The sequence below is a fragment of the Marinobacter sp. KM021 genome (assembly GCF_050707965.1).
GTDB classification, from domain to species: Bacteria; Pseudomonadota; Gammaproteobacteria; order Pseudomonadales; family Oleiphilaceae; genus Marinobacter; species Marinobacter shengliensis.
In genome coordinates, this window is the sequence record NZ_CP136129.1 from 84,325 (window position 1) to 110,102 (window position 25,778).

The following is a 25,778-nucleotide window of genomic DNA, read 5'->3' on the forward strand; positions in this document are numbered from 1 at the left end:
GTTTTTCATGAGCACATACCGGCTCTTGACCCCGCAGAAAGTATGGTAGAGGCTTGGCAGGTTTCAAACCGGAGGCAACACGTTAATGCACATACACATTCTGGGCATCTGCGGCACCTTTATGGGTAGCCTGGCGGTTATCGCCAGAGAGCTTGGCCATACCGTGACCGGCTCCGATCAGGGTGTTTACCCGCCCATGAGTACCCAGCTTGAGGCTCAGGGCATCGAGTTGATGCAAGGCTATCGGGTCGAGAATCTCGAGCCCAGACCAGATTTGGTGCTGATCGGCAATGCCATGTCCCGGGGCAATCCGGAAGTGGAAGCAGTGCTCAATCGCGGCATTGACTACATGTCTGGCCCCGAGTGGCTGGCCCGGGAAGTGCTCCGCCATCGTTGGGTGATGGCGGTTGCCGGCACCCATGGCAAAACCACCACCACCGCTATGCTGTTGTGGATTCTGGACCAGGCCGGGTTTGATGCCGGCTACCTGGTGGGTGGCGTGCCCCAGGATTTCCCGGTTTCGGCGCGCCTCGGTACCAGTGACTTTTTCGTGATTGAGGCGGATGAATATGACAGTGCGTTTTTCGACAAGCGTTCCAAGTTCATCCATTACCGCCCGAACACCCTGATTCTGAACAATCTGGAATACGACCACGCCGATATTTTCGACAGCGTGGAAGCCATCGAGCGCCAGTTCCACCACCTGGTGCGTACCGTGCCTTCCCAGGGGCTGATCATTCGCCCGGCGGTTGACAAGCACCTGGACAACGCCCTCGACATGGGCGGCTGGAGCCCGGTGCAGGATACCGCCATCGGCAGCGAGATCAGCCGCACCGCAGACTGGCGCGCTGAACTGCTGGCGGAGGATGGCAGCCGGTTCATGGTGATTCACCACGAGCAACCGGTGGCCACCCTGAAGTGGAATCTCACCGGCATGCACAATGTGCGCAACGCGCTCTCGGCCATCGCCGCTGCCCGCCATGTGGGTGTCACCCCGGACCATGCAGTGGCAGCCCTGTGCCGGTTCTCCGGCGTGAAACGACGCATGGAACTGGTGGGCGAAGTAGGCGGTGTGCGTGTGTATGACGATTTCGCTCATCATCCCACGGCCATCGCCCTGACGCTGGAAGGTTTGCGTAACCGGGTGGGGGATGAGCCGATATTGGCGATCATCGAACCCCGGTCCAACACCATGAAACAGGGCGTGCATCAGCAAACCCTGATTCCCAGTGCCGCTGCTGCTGACCGGGTACTCTGGGGTAACCTCAGCGAGATGACCTGGCTGCCAGAACTGGTCGAGGGCTGGCGGGCTGAACACGGTGAGCTGGATCACCATGCCGTGGAAGATTCGGTCGAGGCACTGATTGCCCGGGCCCTGGAACAGCTGCCTGAAACCTGCCACATTGTGGTTATGAGCAATGGCGGCTTTGGTGGTATTCATCGCAAACTGGTTGCCGAACTGGAGAAACGTCGTGGCTGATAACTCGCCGGTCATCAATCTGGCCTTTACCGGTGCCTCTGGTGCCCAGTATGGGCTGCGACTGCTGCAATGCCTGGCAGCCAATGGCTGCCGGGTGAATGTGATGGTGAGCAAGGCTGCCCAGGTGGTAATCGCCACCGAGACAGAGTTCCGGCTGCCGGGTTCCAAGCCGGCCATGGTTGAGGCGTTCACGGACTATGCCAAGGCAAAGCCGGGGCAGGTGCAGGTGTTTGGCCGGGAAGAGTGGTTCTCGCCACCAGCTTCCGGCTCCGGAGAAAAGGCCCCGTTGGTGATCTGCCCCTGCAGCACAGGCACCCTGTCGGCGCTGGCGACCGGCGCCAGCAACAACCTGATCGAGCGGGCCGGCGATGTGGCGCTGAAAGAACGCCGCAAGCTGATCCTGGTGTTGCGGGAGACACCGTATTCCGAGGTTCACCTGGAGAATATGCTTAAACTGACCCGCATGGGGGCGGTAATCATGCCCGCCAGCCCCGGGTTTTACCACAACCCCCAATCACTGGATGACCTGGTGGACTTCATGGTGGCGCGGATTCTGGACCACCTGGACCTGTCGCAAACCCTGGTACCCCGTTGGGGCGAGAGCGCGGACTGACGATCCGCGCCCGTCCGGGGCGATGGTTTTGGCCAAAGCGATTGATGGTTTTCACCATTGAGCGAAAACCCGCCCCGCCACAGACTTGCTGAACACAACGATAAACCAACCCGTTCACCGAGGTTCAGCATGATTCCACGTACTCTTTTCGACGCCGATCTTGAAGGCTTCCGGGACTCCGTCCGCAAATTCCTGGAGCAGGAAGCCGCGCCTTATCACGAGCAATGGGAAAAAGACGGTCAGGTCAGCCGCGAGCTTTGGCGGAAGGCGGGCGAGCTGGGTTTCCTGTGCCCGATGCTGCCGGAAGAGTATGGCGGTGTTGGCGCCGATTTCCGCTACTCGGCGGTGATTATGGAAGAAATCTCCCGGGCCGGTTTGTCCGGCATCGGTTGGGGTCTGCACTCCGATATCGTGGCGCCTTACATCCTGAACTACGGCTCAGAAGAGCAGAAGCAGAAGTATCTGCCCAAAATGGCTTCGGGTGAAATGATCACCGCCATCGCCATGACCGAACCGGGCGCGGGTTCTGACCTTCAGGGCGTGAAAACCACTGCGATTCGCCAGGGCGACCACTACATTCTGAACGGCTCCAAAACCTTTATCACCAACGGCCAGTTGGCAGACCTGGTAATCGTTGTTGCCAAGACTGACCCCAAGGAAGGCGCCAAGGGCACCAGCCTTCTGCTGGTGGAAACCGCCTGGGAAGGCTTCGAGAAAGGCCAGAACCTGAACAAAGTAGGCATGAAGGCCCAGGATACCTCCGAGCTGTTCTTCCAGGATGTAAAAGTACCGGCAGACAACCTGCTGGGCGCCATGGAAGGGCAGGGCTTCTTCCAGCTGATGCAAGAACTGCCGGCGGAGCGCTTGCAGGTGGCGCTGACCGCTGTGGCGGCCGCCGAGGCTGCCTGGCAGTGGACTCTGGACTACGTGAAAGAGCGCAAAGCCTTCGGTAAACCGGTTATCGCGTTCCAGAACACCCGCTTCAAGCTGGCGGAACTGAAAGCCGAGATCACCGCCGCCCGCGTGTTTACCGACCGCTGCCTGGAGCTGCACCTGACCAAGAAGCTGGACATTCCCACCGCCGCCATGCTCAAGCAGCACACCACCGACCTGCAGTGCAAGGTGATGGACGAATGCGTGCAGCTGCACGGCGGCTACGGTTACATGTGGGAATACCCGATCGCCCGGGCCTGGGCAGACTCGCGGGTTCAGCGCATCTATGCCGGCACCAACGAAATCATGAAGGAAATCGTGGCCCGGTCGTTCTGATCGGAGCCCTGTAAGTGCAAGCCCCGGCACATTCCGGGGCTTGCCTGTTACCAAACTTTACAATTTGCCAAGCCTGTCAAGGTCTGCACCGATTACATCTCCTAAAGTAGCGGCACTAATAAAGATAAATGGTTGCCGCGATGAAACGCCTGATCACCCTTACTGTTCCTTTGCTGTCTCTTGTTATCGCCGGTTGCGGTGAAGAATCCGATCGCTTGCCGGTTGACGGGCGAGATTTCGATGGGGTTGATTACAGCGAGCCTGCGCCATATCAGGGGCGCGTGATTGACGGTTACCTCAACAATGCTCGAGTCTGGCTGGATATTGATGGTGATGGCCAATTCACCCCGGGCCCGCTGGAAGTGGAGTTGGCCAACGGCGCAGTGGTGACTCTCGACGAAGGCGAGCCCACGGCCATGAGTGGAGCGGGTGGCAGGTTCTCTATCGATATTTCGGCACTCAGCGTGGACCCATCCGTTGGGCCCAATCTGGACCCCAGGCATTACCCGCTGTACGCCCTGGCCATTCCCGGAAAAACCCTGGAGGAAACCTCCCGCGGCGACGTAGTTGTTGAGCAGGCTTACCTGATGTCGGCCGGCCCCGGCATCCGTAACGTGACACCACTGAGTACCCTGGCCCGGTTCCGCGCCGACGCCGCCCGCCGCAACAGCCTGAGCCCGGTCAATGAAAGCCAGTTAGCGGATCTGGATGGCCTGAATCTCTGGCAGGACTATATCGTTGCCGGTGATCATCGCGCCCACGCTTACGCCAGAGCCTTGGCTCGCTTCATGGCCAGCCAGATTCCGGATAGCTACAATGAAGTGCTCTCTCGCCCCGGCAGTGACGGTACCGAGCGGCAACTGAGTAAGGATGCCGTTTTCCTGTTGGGGTATTCCCTGGTGCAGAATGCAGGCGATGTTATCGCCATCGTTGATGCGGCTGCGGCAGGCAATTACGAGAATTTGGACACCGATTCACTGGCATTGCCCAGCGTGCCAGTGGAGTTGGCCAATCCGGTGCTCTTGACCCGCCTGCAGGTATCGGCGGATTCCAGGCGTGGGCAGGATCTGCCCACCGGAACCTCGGATCTCGATATCTCGGCGGAACTGTTCTTTGATTACACCGAAGACGGCCGGCTGCTCTCTGTGTCCAGTCGTGGGTGCCTGGCGCCTTCCATACCGGAGTTCGCCCGCCTGATTCAGGTGAGCGGTTATATGGCGCAGTTGAAAACCCAGTGGCTGCCGTCAGCCTCTCTCTCCCGCCAAAGTCGACAGCGCTATGAGGAAGAGGGCGAGGCCATCCACGAGCGAATTGTCTTCGATTGGGACAATCAGCAAGCGTACTTCGATACCGTAACCAGCTGCCACGAGCAAACCCTGGCGGTTTCTCCGGAAAGCTCAGAGCTGGACGGAACGCCGGAACTGTCCTGGAGCTGGACCCAGGACGATTCCGGTGTGGAGTTGGTTGAGCGCCTTGGGAGCGCGGGAGGTGAGCGGCGAACCTTCACGACACTGGCCGCCAACTCGCCATCGGAAGAGCTGGAAGCCGATGCGCCGGATTGGGTGACCGGTTACCGGGTACTGGCGGAGGAAGCGACGGAAGCAGAACTCAGTTTCACCACGCCCGATGACGCCTGCGAACCTGAAGGTACCGACCGAACACCGGTTGATGAGGCGGCACCCTATGTCACCCGACTATTCCCGTTTGATTACGCCGGCAATACAGAGGCCGCTAACAACTTCGGGCCCCGCGCCTATGAGTACGACGCCCGTGACGTGGACGGACTGGCCATAGAGCGATTGCTGAAACTGCCGTTCCTGGACACGGCAACGGCTAATCTCGATGGGGTCAGCCCCGGTGATGGCGCCTTCCAGTGGTCGCTCTATTACCCCCGGCTGGATGCCGACAGCCTGAACCCCGACCTGCCCAACCTGATCCAGAACGCCTACCTGCTGGACGTAACAACCGTGACCAGCTGCGGTGCCCGGTTCCAGGATGCGCCGAGAAATGCCTATGCCAGGGTGGATTATCAGTATCAGACCCTGTCGGATTATCTGGTGGGTTTGCTGGCGGAGTGACTTGAGCTCGTCGGGTTGTGGCTTCCGGGGTTAGACGCGGGGCCATGGCCCGGGGGGTTCAGAAACGGAAAAACCACCAGTGCTTATGAGGCCGGTGTGATTCTCAATGCTGGGTTGTTATTTCTGGCCATTCCTGAGGAAGGAATGGTGCCGAGGAGAGGACTTGAACCTCCACGGGGTTGCCCCCACTAGCACCTGAAGCTAGCGTGTCTACCAATTTCACCACCTCGGCAGGTGATTTGCAAAATCGCTGTTAGTTTGTTGAAAACCTAGCGTTTTGCCAGTGTTGAGGCGTCGCCCCTCAACCGATGGCGCGTACTTTAATAATTCCCCCGAACGCTGTCAAATATTTTTTCAAAAATCTTTTTGCCGTATTTATGCCTATAAATCAGCCCGCGGTTAGGCAGGTACCGCCTACCGACGTTATACTGCTGGGATAATGAATTCCGCCGCAGTGTTTGCGGCCTGATAACAAGGATCCGAATGGTTTCCAGGAAGAAAGAAGGACGGGATCCTCACGCTGAACGTGAGGCCCAGAAGTATGAAAACCCCATCCAGAGCCGGGAGTTTATTCTCAAGCACCTGAAAGAGCGCGGTGCGCCGGCCACTCATGAAACGTTGTGTCAGGAACTGGGGCAAACGTCCGAGGAAGGTATCGAGGCGTTGCGGCGACGGCTGATTGCCATGTGCCGTGATGGCCAGTTGATCTGTAACCGCCGGGATGCGTTCCTGCCCATTGAAGAGGCGGACCTGGTCACGGGTAAGGTGACTGGGCACAAAGATGGCTTCGGGTTCCTGATTCCCGATGACGGCGGCTCCGATCTTTTCCTCACCGCGCGCCAGATGCGCCAGGTGTTTCATGGTGACCGGGTGGCTGCCCGGGTGGACCGCGTGGATGATCGTGGTCGCCGTGAAGGGGTAATTGTCGAAGTTCTGGAGCATCGCACCAGTCAGACGGTTGGTCGCTTCTTCAAGGAAAGTGGCATTGCATTTGTGGTGCCCGAGAATGCCCGCATCAATCACGAGATTCTGGTACCGGATGAGCACGCCGGTAAGGCTGTGCACGGCCAGTACGTGGTAGTGGAAATTCTGCGCCAGCCCACCGTACGCACCCAGCCGACAGGTCGGATTATCGAGGTGCTGGGGGAGCACATGGCTCCTGGCATGGAAATCGATGTGGCCATCCGCTCCTATGAGATTCCCCATAGCTGGCCAAGTGCCGTGGGTGAGCAGGCAGCGGGGATTCCAGAAGAGGTTGCCGAGAAAGACAAGGCCAACCGGGTGGATATCCGTAACATGCGGCTGGTCACCATTGATGATGAAACCGCCCGTGATTTTGATGACGCCATCTACTGTGAGCCCCGGCCCCGTGGCGGTTACCGGTTGGTCGTGGCCATTGCGGATGTGTCGCACTATGTACGCCCTGGTTCGCCGCTGGATGAGGAGGCGATTCGTCGGGGTAACTCGGTGTACTTCCCGGACCACGTGGTGCCCATGTTGCCGGAGAAGCTCTCCAATGGATTGTGTTCGCTAAACCCGGGTGTTGATCGATTGTGTATGGTGGCGGATATGACCATCAGCGCAGCCGGTAATATCAGTGGCTACACCTTCTACCAGGCGGTTATGCGCAGCCATGCCCGGCTGACCTATAACAAGGTCAGTGCCATGCTGGAGCACCCGGACTCGGAGCAGGGCTACAAGCTGTCGGCCCATTACGCCGATTTGCTGCCGCATCTGCATAACCTCTATGAGCTTTATAAGCTGCTACGCCGTGCCCGGACTGAGCGTGGGGCGATTGATTTCGAGACCACCGAGACCAAAATCGTTTTTGATGCCGAGCGCAAGATTGAGGAAATCGTGCCGGTGCACCGCAACGATGCCCACAAGATCGTAGAGGAGTGCATGCTCTGCGCCAACGTGGCCACGGCCCGGCTGTTGAAAAAGCATCAGGTGCCGGCGCTTTATCGGGTGCACGATGGGCCCTCTGAGGAACGTCTGAATAACCTGCGCTTGTTCCTGGGTGAGCTCGGTTTGCAGTTAGGGGGCGGTGACAAGCCAACCTCCGGGGATTACCAGCAGCTGTTGGCCCAGGTTGCCGACCGTCCGGATGCCAATGTGATCCAGATGGTGATGCTGCGCTCCCTCAGCCAGGCGGTATACAGTCCGGAAGAAGCCGGCCATTTTGGTCTGGGCTTTCCCAGCTATACCCACTTTACCTCGCCCATTCGCCGGTATCCGGACCTGATCGTTCATCGGGCCATCAAGTCCCGGATTCACAATCCGGACGTTCAGAAAGACGTGGTGTCGCCGAAAATCCACGATCCTGAGCTGGCGGTGTATCCCTACGACTATGCTCGTATGGAGCAGCTGGGTGAGCATTGTTCGATGACTGAGCGCCGTGCCGACGATGCCACCCGTGACGTGATGGCCTGGCTCAAGTGCGAGTTCCTGCGGGATCACGTGGGCGAGGAGCACGATGGTGTGATTGCGGCCGTCACACCCTTCGGTTTCTTCGTCGAACTGTCGGATATCTATATTGAGGGACTGGTGCACGTGTCCACTCTCAGTGGCGATTACTTTCACCACGATTCCGCCAAGCACCGCCTGATCGGTGAGCGCACCGGGGTGAGCTTCCGGTTAGGGGATGAGGTTCGCGTCAGGGTTGTTCGGGTAGGCCTGGAAGATCGCAAGATCGATCTGGAACTGGTCAGCACGCCCAGAAAGCGGACGGCAGATCGTGACGCCCTGGACATGTCCAAGCGCGAGACCCGCGGTAAAGGTGATCGTGCCGGTAAGGGCGGAAAGGGTGGAAAGCGCGGTAAATCTGCCAAGCCTGAGAGTGCCAAGGAGAAGCTGGCAGCCGAGGCGGCCAGGGCGGCGTCCCGAAAAGGGGGCAGGGGCAAGCCCTCTGCCGGCGGTAAAGCCCGCAAGCCCCGAAAGTAAACCGTTGCACAGGAAATAAGCGTCAGTGTCACAGGAATATGTATTTGGCTGGCATGCCGTCGATGCCGTTCTCAAGCGGGAACCGGAGCGCCTGCAGCAAGTCTGGATTCAGACCGGGCGGCAGGACAAGCGGGTTAAATCGGTTACCGACACCCTGGATGGCCTGGGTGTGCGTTGGAAAGTGGTGCATCGTCGTGAGCTGGATGAGCGGGTCGCCGGTGTTCACCAGGGTATTGTTGCCGCCGTGGCGGAAAGCCGTGAGTGGACCGAAGCGGACTTGCTGGCCCAGCTGGCCGCCAGTGGCAAACCACCATTCCTGCTGGTGCTGGACGGGGTGACCGACCCGCACAACCTCGGTGCCTGTATGCGTACGGCAGATGCCGTGGGAGTGCAGGCGGTGATTGTGCCCAAGGACAAATCCGCTTCGCTGACCCCGGTGGCCCGAAAGGTTGCCTGTGGTGCGGCGGAGACCGTGCCGTTTGTTCGGGTGACCAACCTGGCTCGCTTCCTGCGCGAGCTCAAGGAACTCGGCGTTTGGCTGATTGGTACGGCCGGAGAGGCGAGTGCAAACCTGTATCAGGCAGACTTCAAGGGGCCGGTGGCCCTGGTGATGGGCGCCGAGGGTAAGGGTATGCGCCGTTTAACCCGGGAACACTGCGACCAGTTGATCAACATTCCCATGCTGGGGCATGTCGATAGCCTGAACGTGTCGGTGGCGACCGGAGTTTGCCTGTATGAAGCCCTGCGCCAGCGGCTCGGTTAAGTCTTGCACAACACCGCCCATACGCCTAGAATACGTGACCCCTTTTCCAAGGGGTGGTTTTGTATTGCCTGAATGCAGGCAGGCAGAACCTGGCTTTTGATCGGGTCTTTATATTTAAGGCCTTGTTGATAAAAGCAAAAAGAAGCCGGCAGCTTTGCTGTCACCTCCTTGCTTTCGTGCTCGGGAACGGGGCTTAACCGCGCCCGCCGCAGAAGAAAGCTGTTTAAACCGTAGGGAGAACTCATGCGTCACTACGAAATCGTTTTTATGGTACATCCGGATCAGAGCGAGCAGGTGCCCGCAATGATCGAGCGTTATACCAGCGTCATCACTGAAGATGGCGGCAAGGTACATCGCCTGGAAGATTGGGGCCGTCGTCATCTGGCTTACCCGATCAACAAGATTCACAAGGCTCACTACGTGCTGATGAACGCTGAGTGTTCACAAGCCGCTATGGACGAGCTGACTCATAACTTCCGGTTCAACGATGCCATCATCCGTGACCTGATTCTGCGTCGCGATGAGGCTGTTACCGACATGTCTCCGATGAAAGCTGCCGAGTCCCGTGAGGACCGTCGTTCCGGCGGAGACGATCGTCCGCGTCGTTCAGCTGACTCTGAAGATCGTCAGAGCGCATCCCAGGACGAAGAAGAGTAATCAACCGGAGTTAGGAGTTACGTTATGGCTCGTTTTTTCAGACGTCGTAAGTTCTGCCGCTTCACGGCAGAAGGTGTGAAAGAGATCGATTACAAAGATCTGGACACCCTGAAAGGCTACATCACTGAAACCGGCAAAATCGTGCCCAGCCGTATCACCGGCACCAAAGCACGTTATCAGCGTCAGCTGGCTACCGCTATCAAGCGTGCCCGCTACCTGGCACTGCTGCCGTATACGGACAGCCACGACCACTAAGCACAGATAGACAGGACCCGGGACCATGCGTGCACTGGCACAATATGTAATGCGCGGTCCCCTGCAGGCTGGCGGGGTTGCAGCAGTTACCACTGCAGTGCCCCTGTTGTTCTGGATTGGCGCAGCGGTTATTGGCCTGGTCATTCTCAGACTGGGCATCCGGCAGGGGTTGAATATCGGCCTCTGGGCATTAATGCCGGCGTTGGGCTGGGCCGTTTACGGCCAGGATCCAACGTCACTGGTGGTACTGCTGCAGGTGATGCTGATGGCATCCATCCTGCGGACAACCCTGGCCTGGGAGAAAGCACTGTTGTCGGGTGCTTTTCTGGCGATACTGAGCGGGTTGATGTTGCCCGTCATGTATCCGGCACTGCTGAACGATCTGGTTCAGACCGGTGTCAGCTTTTACGAGCAGTACAACGCCGAAGTGGCCCGGTCATTGGGCAGCGATCTTGAGCTGATCATCCGGGACACCATGAACGCCAGTATGGCGGGCACTTACTTCGCGACAGCGGTTGGTATGACCATGCTGGCGAGGGCTTGGCAGGCGGGGCTCTATAACCCCGGCGGATTCCGCAAGGAATTCCATGCCCTGAGGTTGTCGCCGGCCATTGCGGTGGTTTGTGCACTCACCATGGTGATTGGCCCGGTGTTGGGGCTCAATTCCATGCTGTTGGCCTGGGCAGCGGGTACGCCGCTGTTCATCGCTGCGCTGGGGTTGGTTCACGGTGTTGTTGGTCGTAAGCAGTTGAGCGGTAACTGGCTGGCCATGTTTTATCTGGCGCTGGTATTGCTGGGTCCGAGTCTGATGTTGCTGTTATTGGTTCTGGCTTTTGTGGATAGCTGGCTGGATATCCGGGGGCGTATACAACCCGCCGGGCCAGCTGAATAAAGCACGAAGAGGTTAACGAGATGGAAGTTATTCTGCTCGAGAAAGTAGCAAACCTTGGCTCCCTGGGTGACAAGGTAAAGGTTAAGGCCGGTTACGGTCGTAATTTCCTGCTGCCGTACGGCAAAGCTGTTCCTGCCACGGCCGCAAACATACAGGCGTTCGAAGAGCGTCGCGCTGAGCTGGAAAAAGCGGCTGCTGAGAAGCTGGCTGCTGCCCAGGCCCGTGCCGAAGCTCTGGAAGGTGCATCCTTCACCATTACCTCCAAGGCTGGTGACGAAGGCAAGCTGTTTGGTTCTATCGGTGTTCGTGATATCGCAGACGTGGTTTCTGCCGGTGGCACGGAAGTCGAGAAGAGCGAAGTTCGTCTGCCGGAAGGTCCTATCCGGACCACTGGCGAGTTCGAGATCGAACTGCAGCTGCACTCAGACGTAGAAGTAACCATCAAGCTGGCGGTTGTTGCCGAGTAATCGGTCATCGTTGATTGATGTAAGCATGGAGTGTTGAAGCCAACGGCTTGAGCATTCTGAGACGGGCCCGAGCCGGAAACGGTTTCGGGCCCGTTGCTTTCTGGTATTCTTGTTTCCTGTTATTCAATTCAACGTTGTCTGGTGTTTATGGCCAATCCCACTTTGAAACCTGCATCCATTGATCCGGAAACCAGCCGTATCAAGGTTCCGCCCCATTCTGTTGAAGCGGAGCAGGCGGTGCTCGGTGGTTTGATGCTGGATAACCGGCGTTTTGATGAAGTCTCCGAGATCATTTCTGCTGCTGACTTTTACCGCCAGGACCACCGGTTGATTTTTGGTGCCGTGGAGCGCCTCGCCAGTGAAAGTGAACCCCTGGATGTGGTTACCCTGGCCGAGTTTCTGGAGCGTGCCGGTGACATTGAAGATGCCGGTGGCTTGTCGTATCTGGCCGAGCTGGCAGAGAAAACGCCGGGTGCGGCGAACATCCGTGCCTATGCCGAGATTGTCCGTGAGCGTTCGGTGCTTCGAAAACTGGTGGAGGTCTCTGGCCAGATTTCCGACTCTGCGTTCAATCCCCAGGGGCGAAAGAGTAGCGAGATTCTGGACGAGGCCGAGCGCAGCGTATTCCAGATCGCCGAATCCCGGTCGAAGGAAGGCTCTGGCCCCAAGGCAATCAATCCCATTCTGGCGACAACGCTGAGCCGTATTGAAGAGCTGTTTGAATCCGGTGAACAGACCACGGGTTTGACTACGGGCTTCCGGGATCTGGATGACCAGACCTCCGGTATGCAGCCAGCGGACCTGATTATCGTTGCAGGCCGGCCCTCCATGGGTAAGACCACCTTCGCCATGAACATTGTCGAGAACGCTCTGATCAGTACCGGCACGCCGATACTGGTGTTCAGTATGGAAATGCCGGCAGACGCTCTGGCCATGCGTATGCTGTCTTCCCTGGGGCGGATAGACCAGACCAAAGTCCGGAGCGGTAAGCTGGAGGAAGATGACTGGCCTCGGCTGACCTCTGCGGTGAGCCTGCTCAAGGACAAACCCCTCTATATTGACGATACGCCGGGCCTGAGCCCGACGGAGATGCGGTCACGGGCACGGCGGATTGCCAGGGAAAATGGCGGCAAAATCGGCCTGATCATGGTCGACTACCTGCAGTTGATGCGGGTGCCTGGCAATACCGAGGGCAGGACGGCAGAGATTTCGGAAATATCGCGATCCCTGAAGGGTATCGCCAAGGAGCTGAGCTGCCCGGTGGTGGCGCTGTCACAGCTTAACCGTAGCCTGGAGCAGCGGCCCAACAAGCGGCCGGTGAACTCGGATCTGCGGGAATCCGGTGCGATCGAGCAGGATGCCGACGTTATCATGTTCGTATACCGGGATGAGGTCTACAACGAAGACACCCAGGATAAGGGCATCGCGGAAATTATTATTGGTAAGCAGCGGAATGGTCCTATCGGCACCATTCGCCTGGCGTTCATCGGTAAATACACCAAGTTTGAAGATCTGGCCCACGGCGATTACAGCGATTACGGTGGTGATTATTAATGCCACGCAGTACCGTTGCCCGCGTTGACCTGGATGCTCTAAGGCATAATTATCGGTTGGCTCAGGCCAGGGCCGGTGGCGCGCGTGCCATGGCAGTGGTCAAGGCGGATGGTTATGGCCACGGAATTGTTAACGTTGCCCGGGCCCTGGCCGGCGAGGTCGAAAAATTTGCCGTAGCCTGTATTGAGGAAGCGCTGGCAATCCGGAGCGTCGGCCTCGGGCAGCCCGTCGTGTTGCTGCAGGGCGTGCATACCCCTGACGACTTGCGTGATTGCGTACAGCATGGTTTTGAGCCCGTGATGCATTGCCACGGGCAACTTGACTGGCTGGCCGCGGGCCCAAACCCCCGATTCTGGCTGAAAGTGAACTCTGGCATGAACCGTTTGGGGTTTCGCCCGGAAGAACTGGATTCCGTGGTTGCCGCCTTGGGGCCGTCAGCGACGACGGGGCCATTGCTGGGGTTTGTTACCCATTTCGCCTGTGCTGATGACCTCACCAGCGGTATGACCGATCATCAAACCCGTTTGTTTGAGAACGCCACGGCTGCCTGGCCAGCGTTAATGCGCAGTGTCGGCAATTCTGCGGCCCATTTTCGGCCGGGCCAGCCGCTCTATGATTGGAGTCGGCCCGGTATCATGCTGTACGGGGCCTCGCCCATGATCGGCAAGACCGGCCCGGATTTGGGACTGCAGCCAGTGATGACTCTTGAGGCGCCATTGATCAGCACGCGGGTTGTTCGCGCCGGAGAATCCGTGGGTTACGGTGCAAGTTGGGTGGCTCAGGAGGATACCCGAATGGGTATGGTGGCCATCGGGTATGGTGATGGTTATCCTCGCCATGCCGGTACCGGAACGCCGGCAGCCATTCGTGGCAAGCGCGTTCGCCTGTTGGGCCGGGTATCCATGGATATGCTGGCAGTCGACCTGACAGGTGCACCAGAGGCCCGTGAAGGCGATCCGGTGGAGCTGTGGGGTACGACGGTCAGCGTCGACGAAGTCGCAAGCTGTGCCGGTACCATAGGCTACGAGCTGCTGACCGGCGTTACCGCAAGGGTGCCCAGGGTCTGCGAGTAAAAGGCAGGCCCTCAGGGCTCTTGGGCGAGTTCAGTGGGCTTCAGGTTCGTGAATGATTTCTTCGATAAAATCGAGAATCGCCGCCAGGCTCCGGTCATCGAGCTTTTTCAGCACCTTGTGAACAACCATCTTGCTGCCTTTAAGCATGCTGCTGATGCCCATTTTGGCCATGCCCATCATCATGCTGCTGGCATTCAGGCGCCGCAGGGGCTCCAGGAAGAAGAAATCCAGGCCCTGTTCAGTCAGCTCGACAATCAGGTTGTACAGCTTTTCGATGGCTTCCTTATCGGCTTTACCGCGCCCCTTGAGCTCGCTTACGGTATACAGGGCCCGGGTGCGCAGTTCGTCCGGGATGGGGGCCACGATATGGCTTTGTTGTTTCAGCATAGAGGTTCCTGTTGTTGTATGCTCGTCAGTGAGAATGGTTTTACACCGGCGCTTGAAGTTGCATGATAGTGCAGCAAATGGATTGCCCGGGCCATTGGCCTGAGTGATTGCCAGCGCCCGTCATATCAGTGATATTCCGGAGGCAGTGATTCAACGTGCATGTACTTGTGGTTCACGACTATGGCCCTCTTGGCAGGGTGTTGCTGGAGCGGCTGCGAAGAACCCATCTTCAGGTCAGCCCTTTGCTGGTCAGCGACCCGGCCAATGCCGACTTGCACGCTCTGGAAAACTGGATTCCTGAAGACACTGACCTGATTGTGAATGCCCTGTGGCTGGTAGACCCCGAAAAGGCCGAGGATAATCGCGAGGCAACGCACCAGGCGGCGTTTTCCCTACCCCTGGCGCTGGCGGAGTTTGCCCGTGACCGGAACATGGCCCTTTTACAGCTGTCGTCTTGCTATGTCTTTGATGGCCGCAAGCAGGCGGCTTACATTGCCTCCAATCCCGGGCAACCAGTCAATGAACTGGGCCGCTGGCAGTGGGAGTGTGAACAGGCGCTTCGCACCGTATTGCCCAGGCATATTCTGCTCAGAACCGGCTGGAGCCTCGCCCGGTTTATCGAGAAGGTTCAGAAAAGCACCGCTGGTAATGAAGGGCTGCATTTGCCCGGGCGTTGCAAAGGCCAGCCGGTGGCCGTGCAGGATCTGGCACGGGTGATTACCGCGGTGGTTCTGCAGGTAGATTGTGGCGCTGAGGTATGGGGCACCTATCAGTACGCCGGGGCTGAAGAAATCAACCTCTATGAGCTGGGGCTTGCGATTGCCGGGATGCCCGGTATTCCCGAAGACATAAGGATAGTGGATGAAGTGCCAGGGTGGGGGCACCTGGAGCCGGTGAACACCACGATGGTGTGCAGCAAGATTCGCAACACCTTCGGCATTAAACAGTTGCCGTGGCGAACCTGGTTGTCAGAGGAGGTGGCGATGCTGAAAACCTCGCCGGAGGCAGAAGCAGACAAGGCGCCGGCGAGTTCCTGAAGCTACCGGCGCTGTTGGTCCCCGGGCTTACTGCTGGCAGCCCTGGCGAGCGAAATCCCGGGTGACCATCTGCAGGGCTTCAACATCAAGAAGTTCTACTTCCCGGCCCCTGGCCCGGATGATGCCCTGATTCTGGAAGCGGGTGAACACCCGGCTCACGGTTTCCACGGCCAGCCCCAGGAAATTGGCGATATCGTTTCTCGCCATGGGCAAGCTGAAGTTGGTGGGCGACATTCTGCGACGGCGGAACCGGCTGGATAGAGACAGCAAAAGGGCAGCGATGCGCTCTTCGGCGGTATTCTTGCTCAGCAGCATGGCCAGTTGATGGCTGTTCTGGATTTCCTGGCTCATCAGGTGGTACATGTGGTGCTGCAGTTCCGGCAACTTGCCGGTGAGTTCTTCCAGTTTGTCTACCGGGAACTCACATACACTGGTCCGCTCCAGGGCTTTCGCGGTGCAGGCATAGTGTTCGCTGCTCATGCTGTCGAGGCCCACCAATTCGCCGGGCATGAAGAAGCCCGTCACTTGCTCGTCGCCACCTTCGGTAATGATGGATGTTTTGATGGAACCGCTCTTGACCGCAAAGCACGAGCGGAACGGCGTGCTCTGATCAAAGATGTGCTCGCCGCGATTGAAAATCCGTCCCTGCTGGACAATGTCTTCCAATCGCTCCAGATCGTTTTCTTCCACCGCCAGGGGAAGACACAGGTTGCTCAGGCTGCACTGCTGGCAGGAGGCCTTGAGGGGAGACACTTGGTGAAGTCGAATTGCCTGGGCCATATTGACGAACCATCCGGGTTGATCCATATCAGGCTGCGGTCATGCGCAGCCGTCCTCATTCCTGGTTGGCAAGGATTGCCCCTGCTCAGGAAGCAAGACCATGGCCAATCCGGATACGCTCAAAGTTTAGCGGACCGCCATGGGTGACAATGCTGAAACATCTGGATTCTCACACATTGATCAAAATCAAGTATAGCAAAAGAGTCTAGTCTTATGCGTGGATTTTAAGAAGGCTTTAGTCTAACCGGTCCGGTGGTCAATCGGTGGGTATTCCTTCAGGACGACCTTTTTTTGCGTTGCTCGGTTCGGGCCTGCTTCTCGGCGTTCCTGGCCTCTTCATCGGCCCGGGCCTGCTGAAGTTCTCTCTCTACCATCTCAGGTGTTTCCAGGGAAATCCGGCCGATGGTTCCGGCCCTGAATTCATTGAGCAGGATCTCGGACACTTTGTGGAGGTCCGGCACACCGCCCCGGCGGAAGAACTTTCGTTTCGCGGCAATGGCATCCATCAGGGCCAGGCCATCGGCCGGCTTCTGTTCCAGACCGTAGCGGGCCATCACCAGTTCCGGGTAGGACTTGACCAGGTAGTCCGCTTCAAACATCGCCACATCTTCGAAGTCCAGCACAGCGCTGCGAATGGCGCCGGAAATGGCCAGCCGGTAACCGCACTGTTCCGGGGACAGTTTGGGCCATAGGAAGCCGGGCGTGTCATAGAGCAGTATGTTGTCTGGCAATTTGATGGCTTGCTGGGCCCGGGTAACCGCCGGCTCGTTGCCGGTCTTGGCGGCGGGCCGGCCGGCAAGGGTGTTGATCAGGGTGGACTTGCCAACGTTCGGAATGCCCAGGATCATCACCCGAAGCGCGCTTTTCTGCCGATCATGGCCGGGGGTAAGTTCCTCGGCCAGCTTGAGGATACCCAACGCTTCCTTACGTTCGTTATGGGTCAGGGTGATGGCACGAACGCCCCGTTCCTGCTCCAGCCACTGAAGCCATTGATCGGTGATCGCCGGATCAGCCAGATCACGCTTGTTCAGGATTTTGATCAGCGGGGTGTCACCACGAAGCGAGGGCACCAGCGGGTTCTCACTGCTGAAAGGAATGCGCGCGTCGACTACCTCGATGATCAGATCCATCTGAGGCATGACTTTTTTGATCTCCTTTCGGGCCTTGTGCATGTGCCCGGGAAACCAGTTAATCGCCATGGTGTGTGCTCCGCTCGCTGTTTAAAGGCGCCATTATGCAGGGGAATGACCAAATTTTCATAGTCGCTGCGACCCCCGTGTGCCGGGAGCCGACGGAGTTTTTTTCGGAAGTGTGTACAAAAAGAAGGGTGATCGGGGTGAAAAGTGGGGCCGGAATGTTTTAGTGTGTACAGCCTTGAACAGTGAAAGCAACGAAATCCGGTGGTTAGAGCGTGGCCACCGGCCATTTGGAGACATTTATGAAGATTGCAAAAATTATTGGTTCTGCTTTGGTGGCCATCAGCCTGTCAATGCCTGCCTTTGCCCAGCAAGCCGCCCCTGGCCAGCCTGACCAGGTAGACCAGTTGGCCGAGATGGTGGGTTTGTCTGATGACCAGCAAACTGAAATTCGCGGCATCATCGACGAAATGCAGGGCGAAATTGGTGCGCTGCGTCAGAATGCCCAGTCACTGCAGCAGGCACTGCAGGCTGAAATCAAGGCGGACTACAGCGAATCTGCCATTCGGGATAATGCCGAGAAGCTGGGTGATGTAACGGGCGAGATCGCTGCGCTGTCTGCACTGATGCAGGCCCGCGTAGATGCGGTATTCACTGAAGAACAGCGTGATGAGCTGGATCGTCGCATGCGTGAAATGCAGCAGCAGATGCAGCAGCAACAGCAGATGATGCAGCCTGGCCAGTAAAACCGGCTGAATCAGACCCCGCCCGAGCGATGCTCCGGCGGGGTTTTTTATTATGGGGCAGGGAAAGGCTTGAACAGGATGATCAGCCTTGGCAGCAGGGTCAGGGCGCCGACCAGGGCCATGAACATGGCAAAGCCGGTGAACAGGCCGAAGTAGATGGTGGGGATGAAGTTGGACAGCACCAGAATCGAGAACCCGGAGATGATGGTCAACGAGGTGAAGAACATGGCCTGGCCGATGCTGCGGTGACATCGGTGCATGGTGGCCAGGTAATCACCGTCTTTGGCTAACTCGGTCTTGAACCGGTGGATGTAATGGATGGTGTCATCCACCGCAATGCCCACGGTAATGGCAGCCACGGTGATGGTCATCATATCCAGAGGAATCCCCAGCCAGCCCATCAACCCAAGCACCGAGCCAGCCGCTATCAGGTTCGGGGCCATGCCGATCAGCGCCAGTTTGAGTGACCGGAACAGGATCAAAAACATCACCATAATGGCTGCGAAAACCACCCCGATGGTTTTGATCTGGGAGTCGAACAGGCTTTGCAGCATGTTGTTGTACATGACGGTCATACCCGAGAGCTGGACTCGTTCCGGGGCGTAGCCAAGTTCCGTTGTCAGGTGGTTGTGTATGCGGTCCAGGAGGTCCTGCCGGCGCAAATCCGGCATGGTTTCCAGAATCCGGATGCTGAACCTGGCCTGGCTCTGCTCTTCCGATATATAGGGTGTCAGAAGGATGTCCTGTAAATCGTCGGGTACCGCGGCGGGCACAAACGCCAACTCAACGGCGTTGAGCGGCGTACCGCCGTTGATCTGAGCGAGCAGGTCCAGGGTGGTGCTGATCGACAGCACTTTGCCGGTCTCTGGCAGGCTGTTCAGGTAATCGTGCACGTCACCAAGCTGGCGCATTTTCTGGTAGGTATACCAGGTGTCCCGGTAGTCTTCTTCGTCACAGTCTTCCACAAACGGGTCGCAATCGCTGGCGAAGGGGTCGTCGCTGTAGTTCTCAGGTGGCGGCTCATCGGTGATCACCACATCCAGCGGCGTGGTGCCGCCAAGCCGGTCGTCTATGGTGATCATGCCCTGGTGGATTTCGGTGGAGGATTTGAAGTAATCAATAAAGCTGTTCTCAACCGTCAGCCGGTTCAGGCCAACCACGCATAGTGCGGCAATCACCCCGGAACCCACAAGCACGGTGCCACCGAACCGCTCGGTGAATCGGGCAAAGGCATCGGTGAACGGAATCCTGTCCGAGGTTACCCGGCTGTCCAAAGGGGGCGGCAGCAGGCTGAGCAGGGCAGGGAACACCAGGAAGGTGATGATGAAGGCTACGGATAGCCCCAGGGTCATCATCCAGCCGAAATCAATCACTGGTCGAATGCCGCTGAAGGTCAGGGAGCCGAAGGCGACAATGGTGGTGATGGCCATATAGAAGCAGGGTTTGATCATGGCCATGACGGTGCGGCGCAGGACATCCCGGGGCGCAGCATCTGGCTCGTCGTGCTGGAACTCCCGGTAGCGCACAATCAGGTGAATGGTGAGCGACAGGGTCATGATCAGCAGCAGGGAGATAAAGTTGGATGAGATGACGGTAACGGGCCATTGCGCCCAGCCAAGGAAGCCAATCATCAGCCACACGGTAAAGCCACAGCACAACAGGGGCACCAGAACCCAGCGCCACTGCCGGAAGATAATCGCCAGAGTCAGCAGCAGGAACGCCAGTACACCCAGGCCAAAGGTAGACAGGTCGTTCTGAATGAAGCGAATCATATCGGCCACAATCATCGGTACGCCACCCAGGTGAATGCTGGCGTGCTCCCGGTGGTTATCGAGGATCACCCGGACCTTCTTGATGGTGGCATCCCTCTCCTTGCCCAGGGATTCGGTGTAACGAATGAATTCCTGGCTGACCTGTTCCAGTTGCCGTTGGTCATCGGCGCTGGCGTTGCCGGAGTTCACCCTGTCCCGCAGGTTGTCACGCTGGTTCAGCAACTCGAAATAGCGCTCGGGTGTGGGCAGGTTAACCTGAATGGCCGTGGTGCCGGCATCTTCGCTGAGCAACAGGTTCGGGTACATGGGGTTGTCCAGCAGCGCCTGGCGCGCGGTGTCCGGGGCAACCTCGTGTTCGTCCAGGGTCTTGATCTCGGTGTCGACGGTATCCAGCGTCAGGTCAGGGCTGTGTAGCAGCGGTGCGTTCAGGATGCTGTTGGTCGAGCTGACGGCTTCCAGCGCCTGCAGTTCGTCCCGCAGGGCTTTGAGGTGGCCCAGGCCTTCCGGGGTGAAGAGCGGCTCGTGGGGCGTGTAGGTCACCACCAGGAAGTCGTCCGAGGTAGTGAAGGTGCGGTTTACCTGCCGGTACTCTTCCAGTGAGCGATCATTCTCAAGCACCAGCGATTCGGCGGAGGCGTCGAGCCGGAACTGGTCAAAGCGCAAGGCTGCCAGGGCCAGGATGGCTCCGAACAGGACCAGGACAATCCAGGGGTGGGGAAGGATAAAGCGATCGTAAAAGGCACCGATGCGGTTCATGTATCAGGACTCTGCAGCGAAAAACGACTGCAGAGTGTGCCACAAACCTCAGTGAACTTTGACCTTTGATGCCGCGTCTTCGAGCGATTCGATCAGGTGTTTCAGTCGACGGGTCATCTCGGCGCTGTCGGAAAGCTGGGTGACCATGCTCTGGGTGGTGTCCCGGATACCCTGGACATTGGCCAGCACGTCATCGGTACCGGCTGTCTGTTCGGCGGACATATCCGCGATTTCCTGGTTGGTCCGGTCAATGCGGGTAACCACTTCATTGATGGCTTCCAGTGCCTGGCGCCCCAGTTCCGACTCCTCCACGCAGCGGGCAGCGCTCTCTGAGCTGCCGGTCATCTGCTGTACCGAGGTATTCATGGCCGCCAGCAACTTGTCCAGTCTGGTCTGGATCTGGTCGGTGGAGTCCTGCACCCGTTGGGCCAGTTTGCGAACTTCATCCGCGACCACGGCAAAGCCCCGGCCCTGCTCTCCGGCCCGGGCGGCTTCAATGGCAGCATTCAGTGCCAGCAGGTTGGTCTGCTCGGCAATACCCTTGATTTCGGTGATGGTCTGGCCAATGGCCTGGCTGTTCTCGGCCAGGGATTCGACGCTGCTGGCGGAGTTGCGGATAACCTGTTCCAGCTGGCGAATGCTATCGGCGCTCCTGCCCACGCGTTCCTGGCCGGCAAGGGCGGTGTCGCGGGCTTCGTGGGACAGGGTTTTGGCAATGCCAGACTGCTCGGCAATGCCGACGAAACTCTGCAGCATGGTTTCGATCACTTCGGCAGAGCGATCAGCGCCAGCTTGTTGGCGGGCCAGATCATCTCGCCGGGATTCGGCCGCGAGCGTCAGTTCCTGAACCTCCCGGTTCAGCCGTTCGATAGCCTCCTTCATGCTGCGAACAACCTCGACGGTACGATCCTGCATGGCATTGAAAGCGGTAGCCATCTCGCCGATCTCATCGGTGGAATCCACCGGCGCCCGCTCACTGAGATTGCCGCTGGCCTGAACCGACACCATGGTGTCTTTGAGGCGGTGTATGTGCCGCTCTATAAAGGAAATCAGCAATTGGGAGCCGGCCATCTCAAGTGCCATAAGCACGGCAACCACCAGGGCAAACCCCGGTGCGGTGTCGGCAAACACCTGTGAGAAGGTCGCACCAGACTGGTCAGCGATCAGCTGCATGGCGTAAAGCACCAGCAGGCAGAGCACAGCAAACACTACAATATTCAGCAACCAGAACTTGTACTTCAGCCGGGCATTGCGCAGCAGTGTCAGCATGGGCGCCTCAGTCGATGGCTTTAACGGGAATCTGCATGGCGTTGCTCGCCTGCGGGACGTCGGGCACGGCCAGCCCCAGGTTGTTCTTGTCGAACACCCGGTCAGCCCGATAGCTGGAGCGCACCATGGGGCCTGATGGCACTTCCATGAAGCCCTTCTCCAGGCCGATGTCGCGGTAACGGTTGAACTCTTCCGGGGTCACGTAGCGTTCCACCGGCAGATGGTTGGGAGTGGGGCGAAGGTACTGGCCAAGGGTAAGAATGTCGACGCCAATGGCCCGCAGGTCATCCATGGTTGCCAGGATTTCTTCTTCGGTTTCACCCAGGCCGAGCATCAGGCTGGTCTTGGTAAGTACGTCTGGTCGGTGCTTCTTGGCGTGGGCCAGCACGCTCAGGGTTTTCTCGTAACCGGCCCGGGGGTCGCGCACGCGGTGAGTCAGGCGTTTGACGGTTTCGACGTTCTGGGCGAACACGTCCAGGCCGGAATCCACCACTTTTTCCACGTCGCTCATCACCGCGTCAAAATCCGGGGTCAGGGCTTCAACGGCCACTTCCGGGGTGCGATGTTTGATGGCAGAGACGCAGGCGGCGTAGTGCGCTGCACCACCGTCGTCCAGATCGTCCCGGTCTACCGAGGTCAGAACGATGTAGCGCAGGCCCATCAGCTCCACAGACTTGGCGGTGTTCTCAGGCTCCTCCGGGTCCAGCCAGCCTTTGGGGTTGCCGGTGTCGACCGCGCAAAACTTACAGGCCCGGGTGCACACCGAGCCCATCACCATGATGGTGGCGGTACCGTTGGTCCAGCATTCGCCGATGTTGGGGCAGTGGGATTCCTGGCATACGGTGCTCAGGCGGTGTTCCGATACATTCCGGCGCACGGCATCGTAACGTTCGCCACCGGGCATACGCGCTCTCAGCCATTTTGGCTTGCGCTCCAGGGGCTTGTCTTCCGTGCTGGCGGCCGTTCGTTTCACGCCGTCCTTGATGGCGGAAAAGCCGTGTTCGTTACGGAATTTGGAACCACTGGTAATACGGGGCTTTGCGCTTTCGCTCATTGGGCCGGAGACTCTCGCAGAAAAGGTATGGAGAACTTTAAAGGTTAATCGGCGGGGCGAGCAGTTACAAGGCAGATACGGGCAATCACGGGGTAACCGGGCACGACTTTGGTCGTACCCGGTTGATGGTTATCAAGCCTGGGATTTGTCCAGGGCCTGGGTGATGTCGGCAATGATGTCGTCTACGTGTTCAATGCCGATAGACAGGCGCACCAGGTCTTCACTGACACCGGCACTCTTCAGCTCGTCTGCGTTGAGCTGGCGGTGGGTGGTGGTGGCCGGGTGGCAAGCCAGGGATTTGGCGTCGCCAATGTTTACCAGGCGCAGGATCATGTCCAGCGCATCGATAAACCTGGCGCCGGCCTCGCGGCCGCCCTTGATGCCAAAGCTCAAAATGCCGGAGGCCTTGCCGCCGCAGATCTTGTCACAGGTGGCCTTGTAGGGGCTGTTGGCCAGGCCGGCGTAGTTCACCCACTCCACGGCGGGGTGATCCTGCAGGAACTGGGCAACCTTCTGGGCGTTGTCGCAATGGCGCTCCATGCGCAGGGCCAGGGTTTCCAGGCCCTGCATGATCAGGAAAGCGTTGAATGGCGACAGGGCAGACCCGGTGTTACGCAGTGGCACCACGCGGCAGCGGCCGATAAAAGCGGCTTCGCCCAGGGCTTCGGTGTAAACCACACCATGGTAGGACGGGTCTGGCTGGTTCATCATCGGGAACTTGTCGGCACTGGCTTTCCAGTCAAACTTGCCGGAATCCACCACAATACCCGCTACAGTGGTGCCGTGGCCGCCGATGTACTTGGTCAGGGAGTGAATGACGATATCGGCGCCATGCTCAAACGGTCGGCACAGGAACGGGGTGGCGACGGTGTTATCGACAATCAGCGGAATGCCGTGCTTGTGTGCAATCTCCGCCCACTTCTGGATATCCACCACGTTGCCGGCCGGGTTGCCGATAGACTCACAGAACAGGGCGCGGGTCTGGTCGTCGATGGCGTTTTCCACCGCCGCAAAATCATCGTGGGGCACCATCTTGCACTCGATACCCTGGTTGGGCAGGGAGTGGGCGAACAGGTTGTAGGTGCCGCCATAGAGTTGGCTGGTGCTGACGATGTTATTGCCCACTTTACAGATGGTCTGCAGGGCATAGGTGATCGCAGCCATGCCGGAGGCCACGGCCAGGGCCCCGATACCGCCTTCCAGCGCCGCCATGCGCTCTTCCAGAACCGCGTTGGTCGGGTTCATGATGCGGGTATAGATGTTGCCCTGAACCTTCAGATCAAACAGATCGGCACCGTGCTGGGTGTCGTCGAAGGTGTAGGATGTGGTCTGGTAAATGGGTGTGGTGGCGGCCTTGGTGGTCGGGTCGCTCTTGAAGCCGGCGTGCAGTGCGAGGGTTTCCGCTTTCATCACAACATTCCTTGCTGGTGGTTTGTTCGTTATTGGTTTGAGGTCCTGAAGTATGGCACAGAGGTTTCCAGAAGAGGATGATGCCTGTCAATCGCCATAGATCAGTCCAGGGCTCCGTATACCAGAGCTCTGAGTTCCTGACGTATCGCATAAGAGGAAGAGGGCATTAGCTGAGTCATGAAAATCACCACCATGTCCTCCACCGGATCGACAAAGAAACTGGTGCTGGCCAGCCCACCCCAGCCGAACTCGCCTTCTGAGCCGATAGTGGCGGATTTGGCGACATCGGTTTTGACCGAAAAGCCCAGTCCGAAGCCGCTGCCCGCGTAGGGCGTTTCGCTGAAGCCACCAATGGAGAGCGCCGGCAGATCCTTGCCCCCGGGCAATTGGTTCAGGCGCATGAACTCAAGGGTCTTTCGCCCGATAATCCGCTGGCCCTGATACTCGCCACCCTGGCACAAGGCCTGGGCAAACCGGTAATAGTCATCAATGGTGGAGACCAACCCGCCACCGCCAGAAAGGAAGCGGGGCTGCTTGAGATATTTCGAGCGCTGCGGGTCATCCTGCAGTTTCATGGTATCGCCGGGTTGATGCAGGTAGCAGGCGGCAAACCTGTCTTGCTGGTCTGGGCGCACCTGGAAGCCCGTCTCGGTCATACCCAGTGGTTTGAATATATGCTCCTGGAAATAGTCATCCAGCGGTTGGCCGGAGAGCAGCTGGACCAGGTAGCCGATCACATCTGTAGACACCGAGTAGTTCCAGGCGGTCCCGGGGGAAAACTCCAGTGGCAGGTCGGCCAGCCGATCCACCAGCTTGTCCAGAGTCAGGATGGAGCTGCCATCCAGCTTCAGTTGGCGGTAGGCGGCATCCACTTCGGTTCGCTCGGTGAAACCGTAGGTCAGCCCTGAGGTGTGGGTCATCAAGTCCCGGATGGTCATGGTGGTAGCTGCCGGCTCGGTTTTGAAATCCGGGTAGCGGCCACCCTTGTAAACCCGCAGGTTGCGCCAGGCCGGAATGTACTTGTGTACTGGGTCGTTCATAAGGAACTTGCCCTGTTCGTAAAGCTGCATCATGGCGATGCTGGTGATGGGCTTGGTCATGGAATAGATGCGGAACACTGTATCCCTTTCCAAGGGCAGGTTTCGCTCTATATCTCTGAGCCCTCTGGCCTCACGCCAGACAATCTTGCCGTGTCGCGCAACCAGTGCTGTAAAACCGGGTAGCTTGCCGGGCTGGATGTAGTTCTGTTCAAAGTGCCGGCTGATGCGCTCGAGGCGATCCAGCGACAGTCCTGACACGAGGGATTCCGGCATGGCTGCTATCCTGTGCTGTAAAACACGCAATCGGGCTCTCAACGGGGTTGGGCCAGAACGAAAAAAGCCCGGAT

Annotated in this window: 22 protein-coding genes and 1 tRNA gene; 14 read left to right on the plus strand and 9 right to left on the minus strand. The window is 58.4% G+C overall.

Going from position 1 to position 25,778, the window contains the following annotated elements:
* Positions 1–85 precede the first annotated feature (85 nt).
* The 4 genes from mpl (at position 86) to RVM24_RS00430 (ending at position 5,440) form a co-directional block, all read left to right on the plus strand.
* A complete protein-coding gene (mpl, locus tag RVM24_RS00415; RefSeq protein WP_431474766.1) occupies positions 86–1,480 on the plus strand; it encodes a UDP-N-acetylmuramate:L-alanyl-gamma-D-glutamyl-meso-diaminopimelate ligase in 1,395 nt (464 codons plus the stop codon).
* The gene (locus RVM24_RS00420) at positions 1,473–2,093 is read left to right on the plus strand and encodes a flavin prenyltransferase UbiX (protein WP_230713997.1); all 621 of its coding nucleotides are present in this window, start codon (positions 1,473–1,475) and stop codon (positions 2,091–2,093) included. The genes mpl and RVM24_RS00420 overlap by 8 nt, the downstream gene beginning before the upstream one ends.
* Positions 2,094–2,222: 129 nt before the next feature.
* Entirely contained in the window at positions 2,223–3,362 is a 1,140-nt protein-coding gene (locus RVM24_RS00425; protein WP_230713999.1) for an acyl-CoA dehydrogenase family protein, read from the plus strand.
* A 140-nt stretch (positions 3,363–3,502) separates the two neighbouring features.
* Positions 3,503–5,440, plus strand: coding sequence for a hypothetical protein (locus RVM24_RS00430; RefSeq protein WP_431474767.1), 1,938 nt, complete (start codon positions 3,503–3,505; stop codon positions 5,438–5,440).
* Between the two features lie 145 nt (positions 5,441–5,585).
* Here the strand turns inward: RVM24_RS00430 and RVM24_RS00435 are convergent.
* Positions 5,586–5,672, minus strand: a tRNA-Leu gene (locus tag RVM24_RS00435).
* 251 nt (positions 5,673–5,923) lie between these two features.
* On the opposite strand from RVM24_RS00435, the gene rnr reads away from it, so the two are divergent.
* The 8 genes from rnr to alr all read left to right on the plus strand — a co-directional run bounded on the left by rnr (position 5,924) and on the right by alr (position 14,044).
* Positions 5,924–8,383, plus strand: a complete 2,460-nt coding sequence (gene rnr / locus RVM24_RS00440; RefSeq protein WP_431474768.1) for a ribonuclease R — start codon at positions 5,924–5,926, stop codon at positions 8,381–8,383.
* A 25-nt stretch (positions 8,384–8,408) separates the two neighbouring features.
* A complete protein-coding gene (gene rlmB / locus RVM24_RS00445; RefSeq protein ID WP_431474769.1) occupies positions 8,409–9,146 on the plus strand; it encodes a 23S rRNA (guanosine(2251)-2'-O)-methyltransferase RlmB in 738 nt (245 codons plus the stop codon).
* Positions 9,147–9,389: 243 nt separating this feature from the next.
* Positions 9,390–9,803, plus strand: coding sequence for a 30S ribosomal protein S6 (rpsF, locus tag RVM24_RS00450; protein ID WP_061333280.1), 414 nt, complete (start codon positions 9,390–9,392; stop codon positions 9,801–9,803).
* A 24-nt stretch (positions 9,804–9,827) separates the two neighbouring features.
* Positions 9,828–10,058 (plus strand): 30S ribosomal protein S18, encoded by a 231-nt coding sequence (gene rpsR / locus RVM24_RS00455; protein WP_008937282.1) that lies wholly within the window; start codon positions 9,828–9,830, stop codon positions 10,056–10,058.
* Between the two features lie 25 nt (positions 10,059–10,083).
* On the plus strand, positions 10,084–10,950 hold the full coding sequence (locus tag RVM24_RS00460) for a hypothetical protein (RefSeq protein WP_058092237.1): 867 nt from the start codon (positions 10,084–10,086) through the stop codon (positions 10,948–10,950).
* Positions 10,951–10,970: 20 nt separating this feature from the next.
* Entirely contained in the window at positions 10,971–11,417 is a 447-nt protein-coding gene (rplI, locus tag RVM24_RS00465) for a 50S ribosomal protein L9 (RefSeq protein WP_431474770.1), read from the plus strand.
* Between the two features lie 147 nt (positions 11,418–11,564).
* A complete protein-coding gene (dnaB, locus tag RVM24_RS00470; protein ID WP_058092235.1) occupies positions 11,565–12,971 on the plus strand; it encodes a replicative DNA helicase in 1,407 nt (468 codons plus the stop codon).
* A complete protein-coding gene (gene alr, locus RVM24_RS00475; RefSeq protein WP_286922263.1) occupies positions 12,971–14,044 on the plus strand; it encodes an alanine racemase in 1,074 nt (357 codons plus the stop codon). The genes dnaB and alr overlap by 1 nt, the downstream gene beginning before the upstream one ends.
* Before the next feature lie 30 nt (positions 14,045–14,074).
* Here the strand turns inward: alr and RVM24_RS00480 are convergent, their stop codons facing one another.
* A complete protein-coding gene (locus RVM24_RS00480) occupies positions 14,075–14,431 on the minus strand; it encodes a hypothetical protein (protein WP_058092233.1) in 357 nt (118 codons plus the stop codon).
* A 155-nt stretch (positions 14,432–14,586) separates the two neighbouring features.
* Here RVM24_RS00480 and RVM24_RS00485 point away from each other — a divergent pair, with 155 nt between their 5' ends.
* Entirely contained in the window at positions 14,587–15,468 is an 882-nt protein-coding gene (locus RVM24_RS00485) for an SDR family oxidoreductase (RefSeq protein ID WP_286254055.1), read from the plus strand.
* Positions 15,469–15,495: 27 nt separating this feature from the next.
* Here the strand turns inward: RVM24_RS00485 and fnr are convergent, their stop codons facing one another.
* The gene (fnr, locus tag RVM24_RS00490) at positions 15,496–16,248 is read right to left on the minus strand and encodes a fumarate/nitrate reduction transcriptional regulator Fnr (protein ID WP_061333312.1); all 753 of its coding nucleotides are present in this window, start codon (positions 16,246–16,248) and stop codon (positions 15,496–15,498) included.
* A 275-nt stretch (positions 16,249–16,523) separates the two neighbouring features.
* Positions 16,524–17,447 (minus strand): ribosome biogenesis GTPase YlqF, encoded by a 924-nt coding sequence (gene ylqF, locus RVM24_RS00495; RefSeq protein ID WP_431474771.1) that lies wholly within the window; start codon positions 17,445–17,447, stop codon positions 16,524–16,526.
* Between the two features lie 239 nt (positions 17,448–17,686).
* Here ylqF and RVM24_RS00500 point away from each other — a divergent pair, with 239 nt between their 5' ends.
* A complete protein-coding gene (locus RVM24_RS00500; RefSeq protein WP_106693646.1) occupies positions 17,687–18,130 on the plus strand; it encodes a Spy/CpxP family protein refolding chaperone in 444 nt (147 codons plus the stop codon).
* Positions 18,131–18,180: 50 nt separating this feature from the next.
* On the opposite strand, the gene RVM24_RS00505 is transcribed toward RVM24_RS00500, so the two are convergent.
* The 5 genes from RVM24_RS00505 to RVM24_RS00525 form a co-directional block, all read right to left on the minus strand.
* Positions 18,181–20,658, minus strand: coding sequence for an efflux RND transporter permease subunit (locus RVM24_RS00505; RefSeq protein ID WP_431474772.1), 2,478 nt, complete (start codon positions 20,656–20,658; stop codon positions 18,181–18,183).
* 48 nt (positions 20,659–20,706) lie between these two features.
* Complete coding sequence (locus tag RVM24_RS00510) at positions 20,707–21,927, minus strand: methyl-accepting chemotaxis protein (protein ID WP_431474773.1); 1,221 nt, start codon at positions 21,925–21,927, stop codon at positions 20,707–20,709.
* A 7-nt stretch (positions 21,928–21,934) separates the two neighbouring features.
* The gene (gene lipA, locus RVM24_RS00515) at positions 21,935–22,981 is read right to left on the minus strand and encodes a lipoyl synthase (protein WP_286922259.1); all 1,047 of its coding nucleotides are present in this window, start codon (positions 22,979–22,981) and stop codon (positions 21,935–21,937) included.
* Positions 22,982–23,113: 132 nt separating this feature from the next.
* Positions 23,114–24,391 carry an O-acetylhomoserine aminocarboxypropyltransferase/cysteine synthase family protein gene (locus tag RVM24_RS00520; protein WP_106693433.1) on the minus strand — a complete coding sequence of 426 codons (1,278 nt, stop codon included), beginning with the start codon at positions 24,389–24,391 and terminating at the stop codon, positions 23,114–23,116.
* A 101-nt stretch (positions 24,392–24,492) separates the two neighbouring features.
* Positions 24,493–25,704, minus strand: coding sequence for a serine hydrolase domain-containing protein (locus RVM24_RS00525; protein ID WP_431474774.1), 1,212 nt, complete (start codon positions 25,702–25,704; stop codon positions 24,493–24,495).
* Between the last annotated feature and the right edge of the window lie 74 nt (positions 25,705–25,778).

Bases quoted from the DNA above. Each gene is read 5' to 3' on its own strand.
- mpl (WP_431474766.1), top strand. From the start codon at position 86: ATGCACATACACATTCTGGGCATCTGCGGCACCTTTATGGGTAGCCTG.
- RVM24_RS00425 (WP_230713999.1), top strand. From the start codon at position 2,223: ATGATTCCACGTACTCTTTTCGACGCCGATCTTGAAGGCTTCCGGGAC.
- RVM24_RS00430 (WP_431474767.1), top strand. From the start codon at position 3,503: ATGAAACGCCTGATCACCCTTACTGTTCCTTTGCTGTCTCTTGTTATC.
- rnr (WP_431474768.1), top strand. From the start codon at position 5,924: ATGGTTTCCAGGAAGAAAGAAGGACGGGATCCTCACGCTGAACGTGAG.
- rpsF (WP_061333280.1), top strand. From the start codon at position 9,390: ATGCGTCACTACGAAATCGTTTTTATGGTACATCCGGATCAGAGCGAG.
- rpsR (WP_008937282.1), top strand. From the start codon at position 9,828: ATGGCTCGTTTTTTCAGACGTCGTAAGTTCTGCCGCTTCACGGCAGAA.
- RVM24_RS00460 (WP_058092237.1), top strand. From the start codon at position 10,084: ATGCGTGCACTGGCACAATATGTAATGCGCGGTCCCCTGCAGGCTGGC.
- rplI (WP_431474770.1), top strand. From the start codon at position 10,971: ATGGAAGTTATTCTGCTCGAGAAAGTAGCAAACCTTGGCTCCCTGGGT.
- dnaB (WP_058092235.1), top strand. From the start codon at position 11,565: ATGGCCAATCCCACTTTGAAACCTGCATCCATTGATCCGGAAACCAGC.
- alr (WP_286922263.1), top strand. From the start codon at position 12,971: ATGCCACGCAGTACCGTTGCCCGCGTTGACCTGGATGCTCTAAGGCAT.
- RVM24_RS00480 (WP_058092233.1), bottom strand. From the start codon at position 14,431: ATGCTGAAACAACAAAGCCATATCGTGGCCCCCATCCCGGACGAACTG.
- fnr (WP_061333312.1), bottom strand. From the start codon at position 16,248: ATGGCCCAGGCAATTCGACTTCACCAAGTGTCTCCCCTCAAGGCCTCC.
- ylqF (WP_431474771.1), bottom strand. From the start codon at position 17,447: ATGGCGATTAACTGGTTTCCCGGGCACATGCACAAGGCCCGAAAGGAG.
- RVM24_RS00500 (WP_106693646.1), top strand. From the start codon at position 17,687: ATGAAGATTGCAAAAATTATTGGTTCTGCTTTGGTGGCCATCAGCCTG.
- RVM24_RS00505 (WP_431474772.1), bottom strand. From the start codon at position 20,658: ATGAACCGCATCGGTGCCTTTTACGATCGCTTTATCCTTCCCCACCCC.
- RVM24_RS00510 (WP_431474773.1), bottom strand. From the start codon at position 21,927: ATGCTGACACTGCTGCGCAATGCCCGGCTGAAGTACAAGTTCTGGTTG.
- lipA (WP_286922259.1), bottom strand. From the start codon at position 22,981: ATGAGCGAAAGCGCAAAGCCCCGTATTACCAGTGGTTCCAAATTCCGT.
- RVM24_RS00520 (WP_106693433.1), bottom strand. From the start codon at position 24,391: ATGAAAGCGGAAACCCTCGCACTGCACGCCGGCTTCAAGAGCGACCCG.
- RVM24_RS00525 (WP_431474774.1), bottom strand. From the start codon at position 25,704: ATGCCGGAATCCCTCGTGTCAGGACTGTCGCTGGATCGCCTCGAGCGC.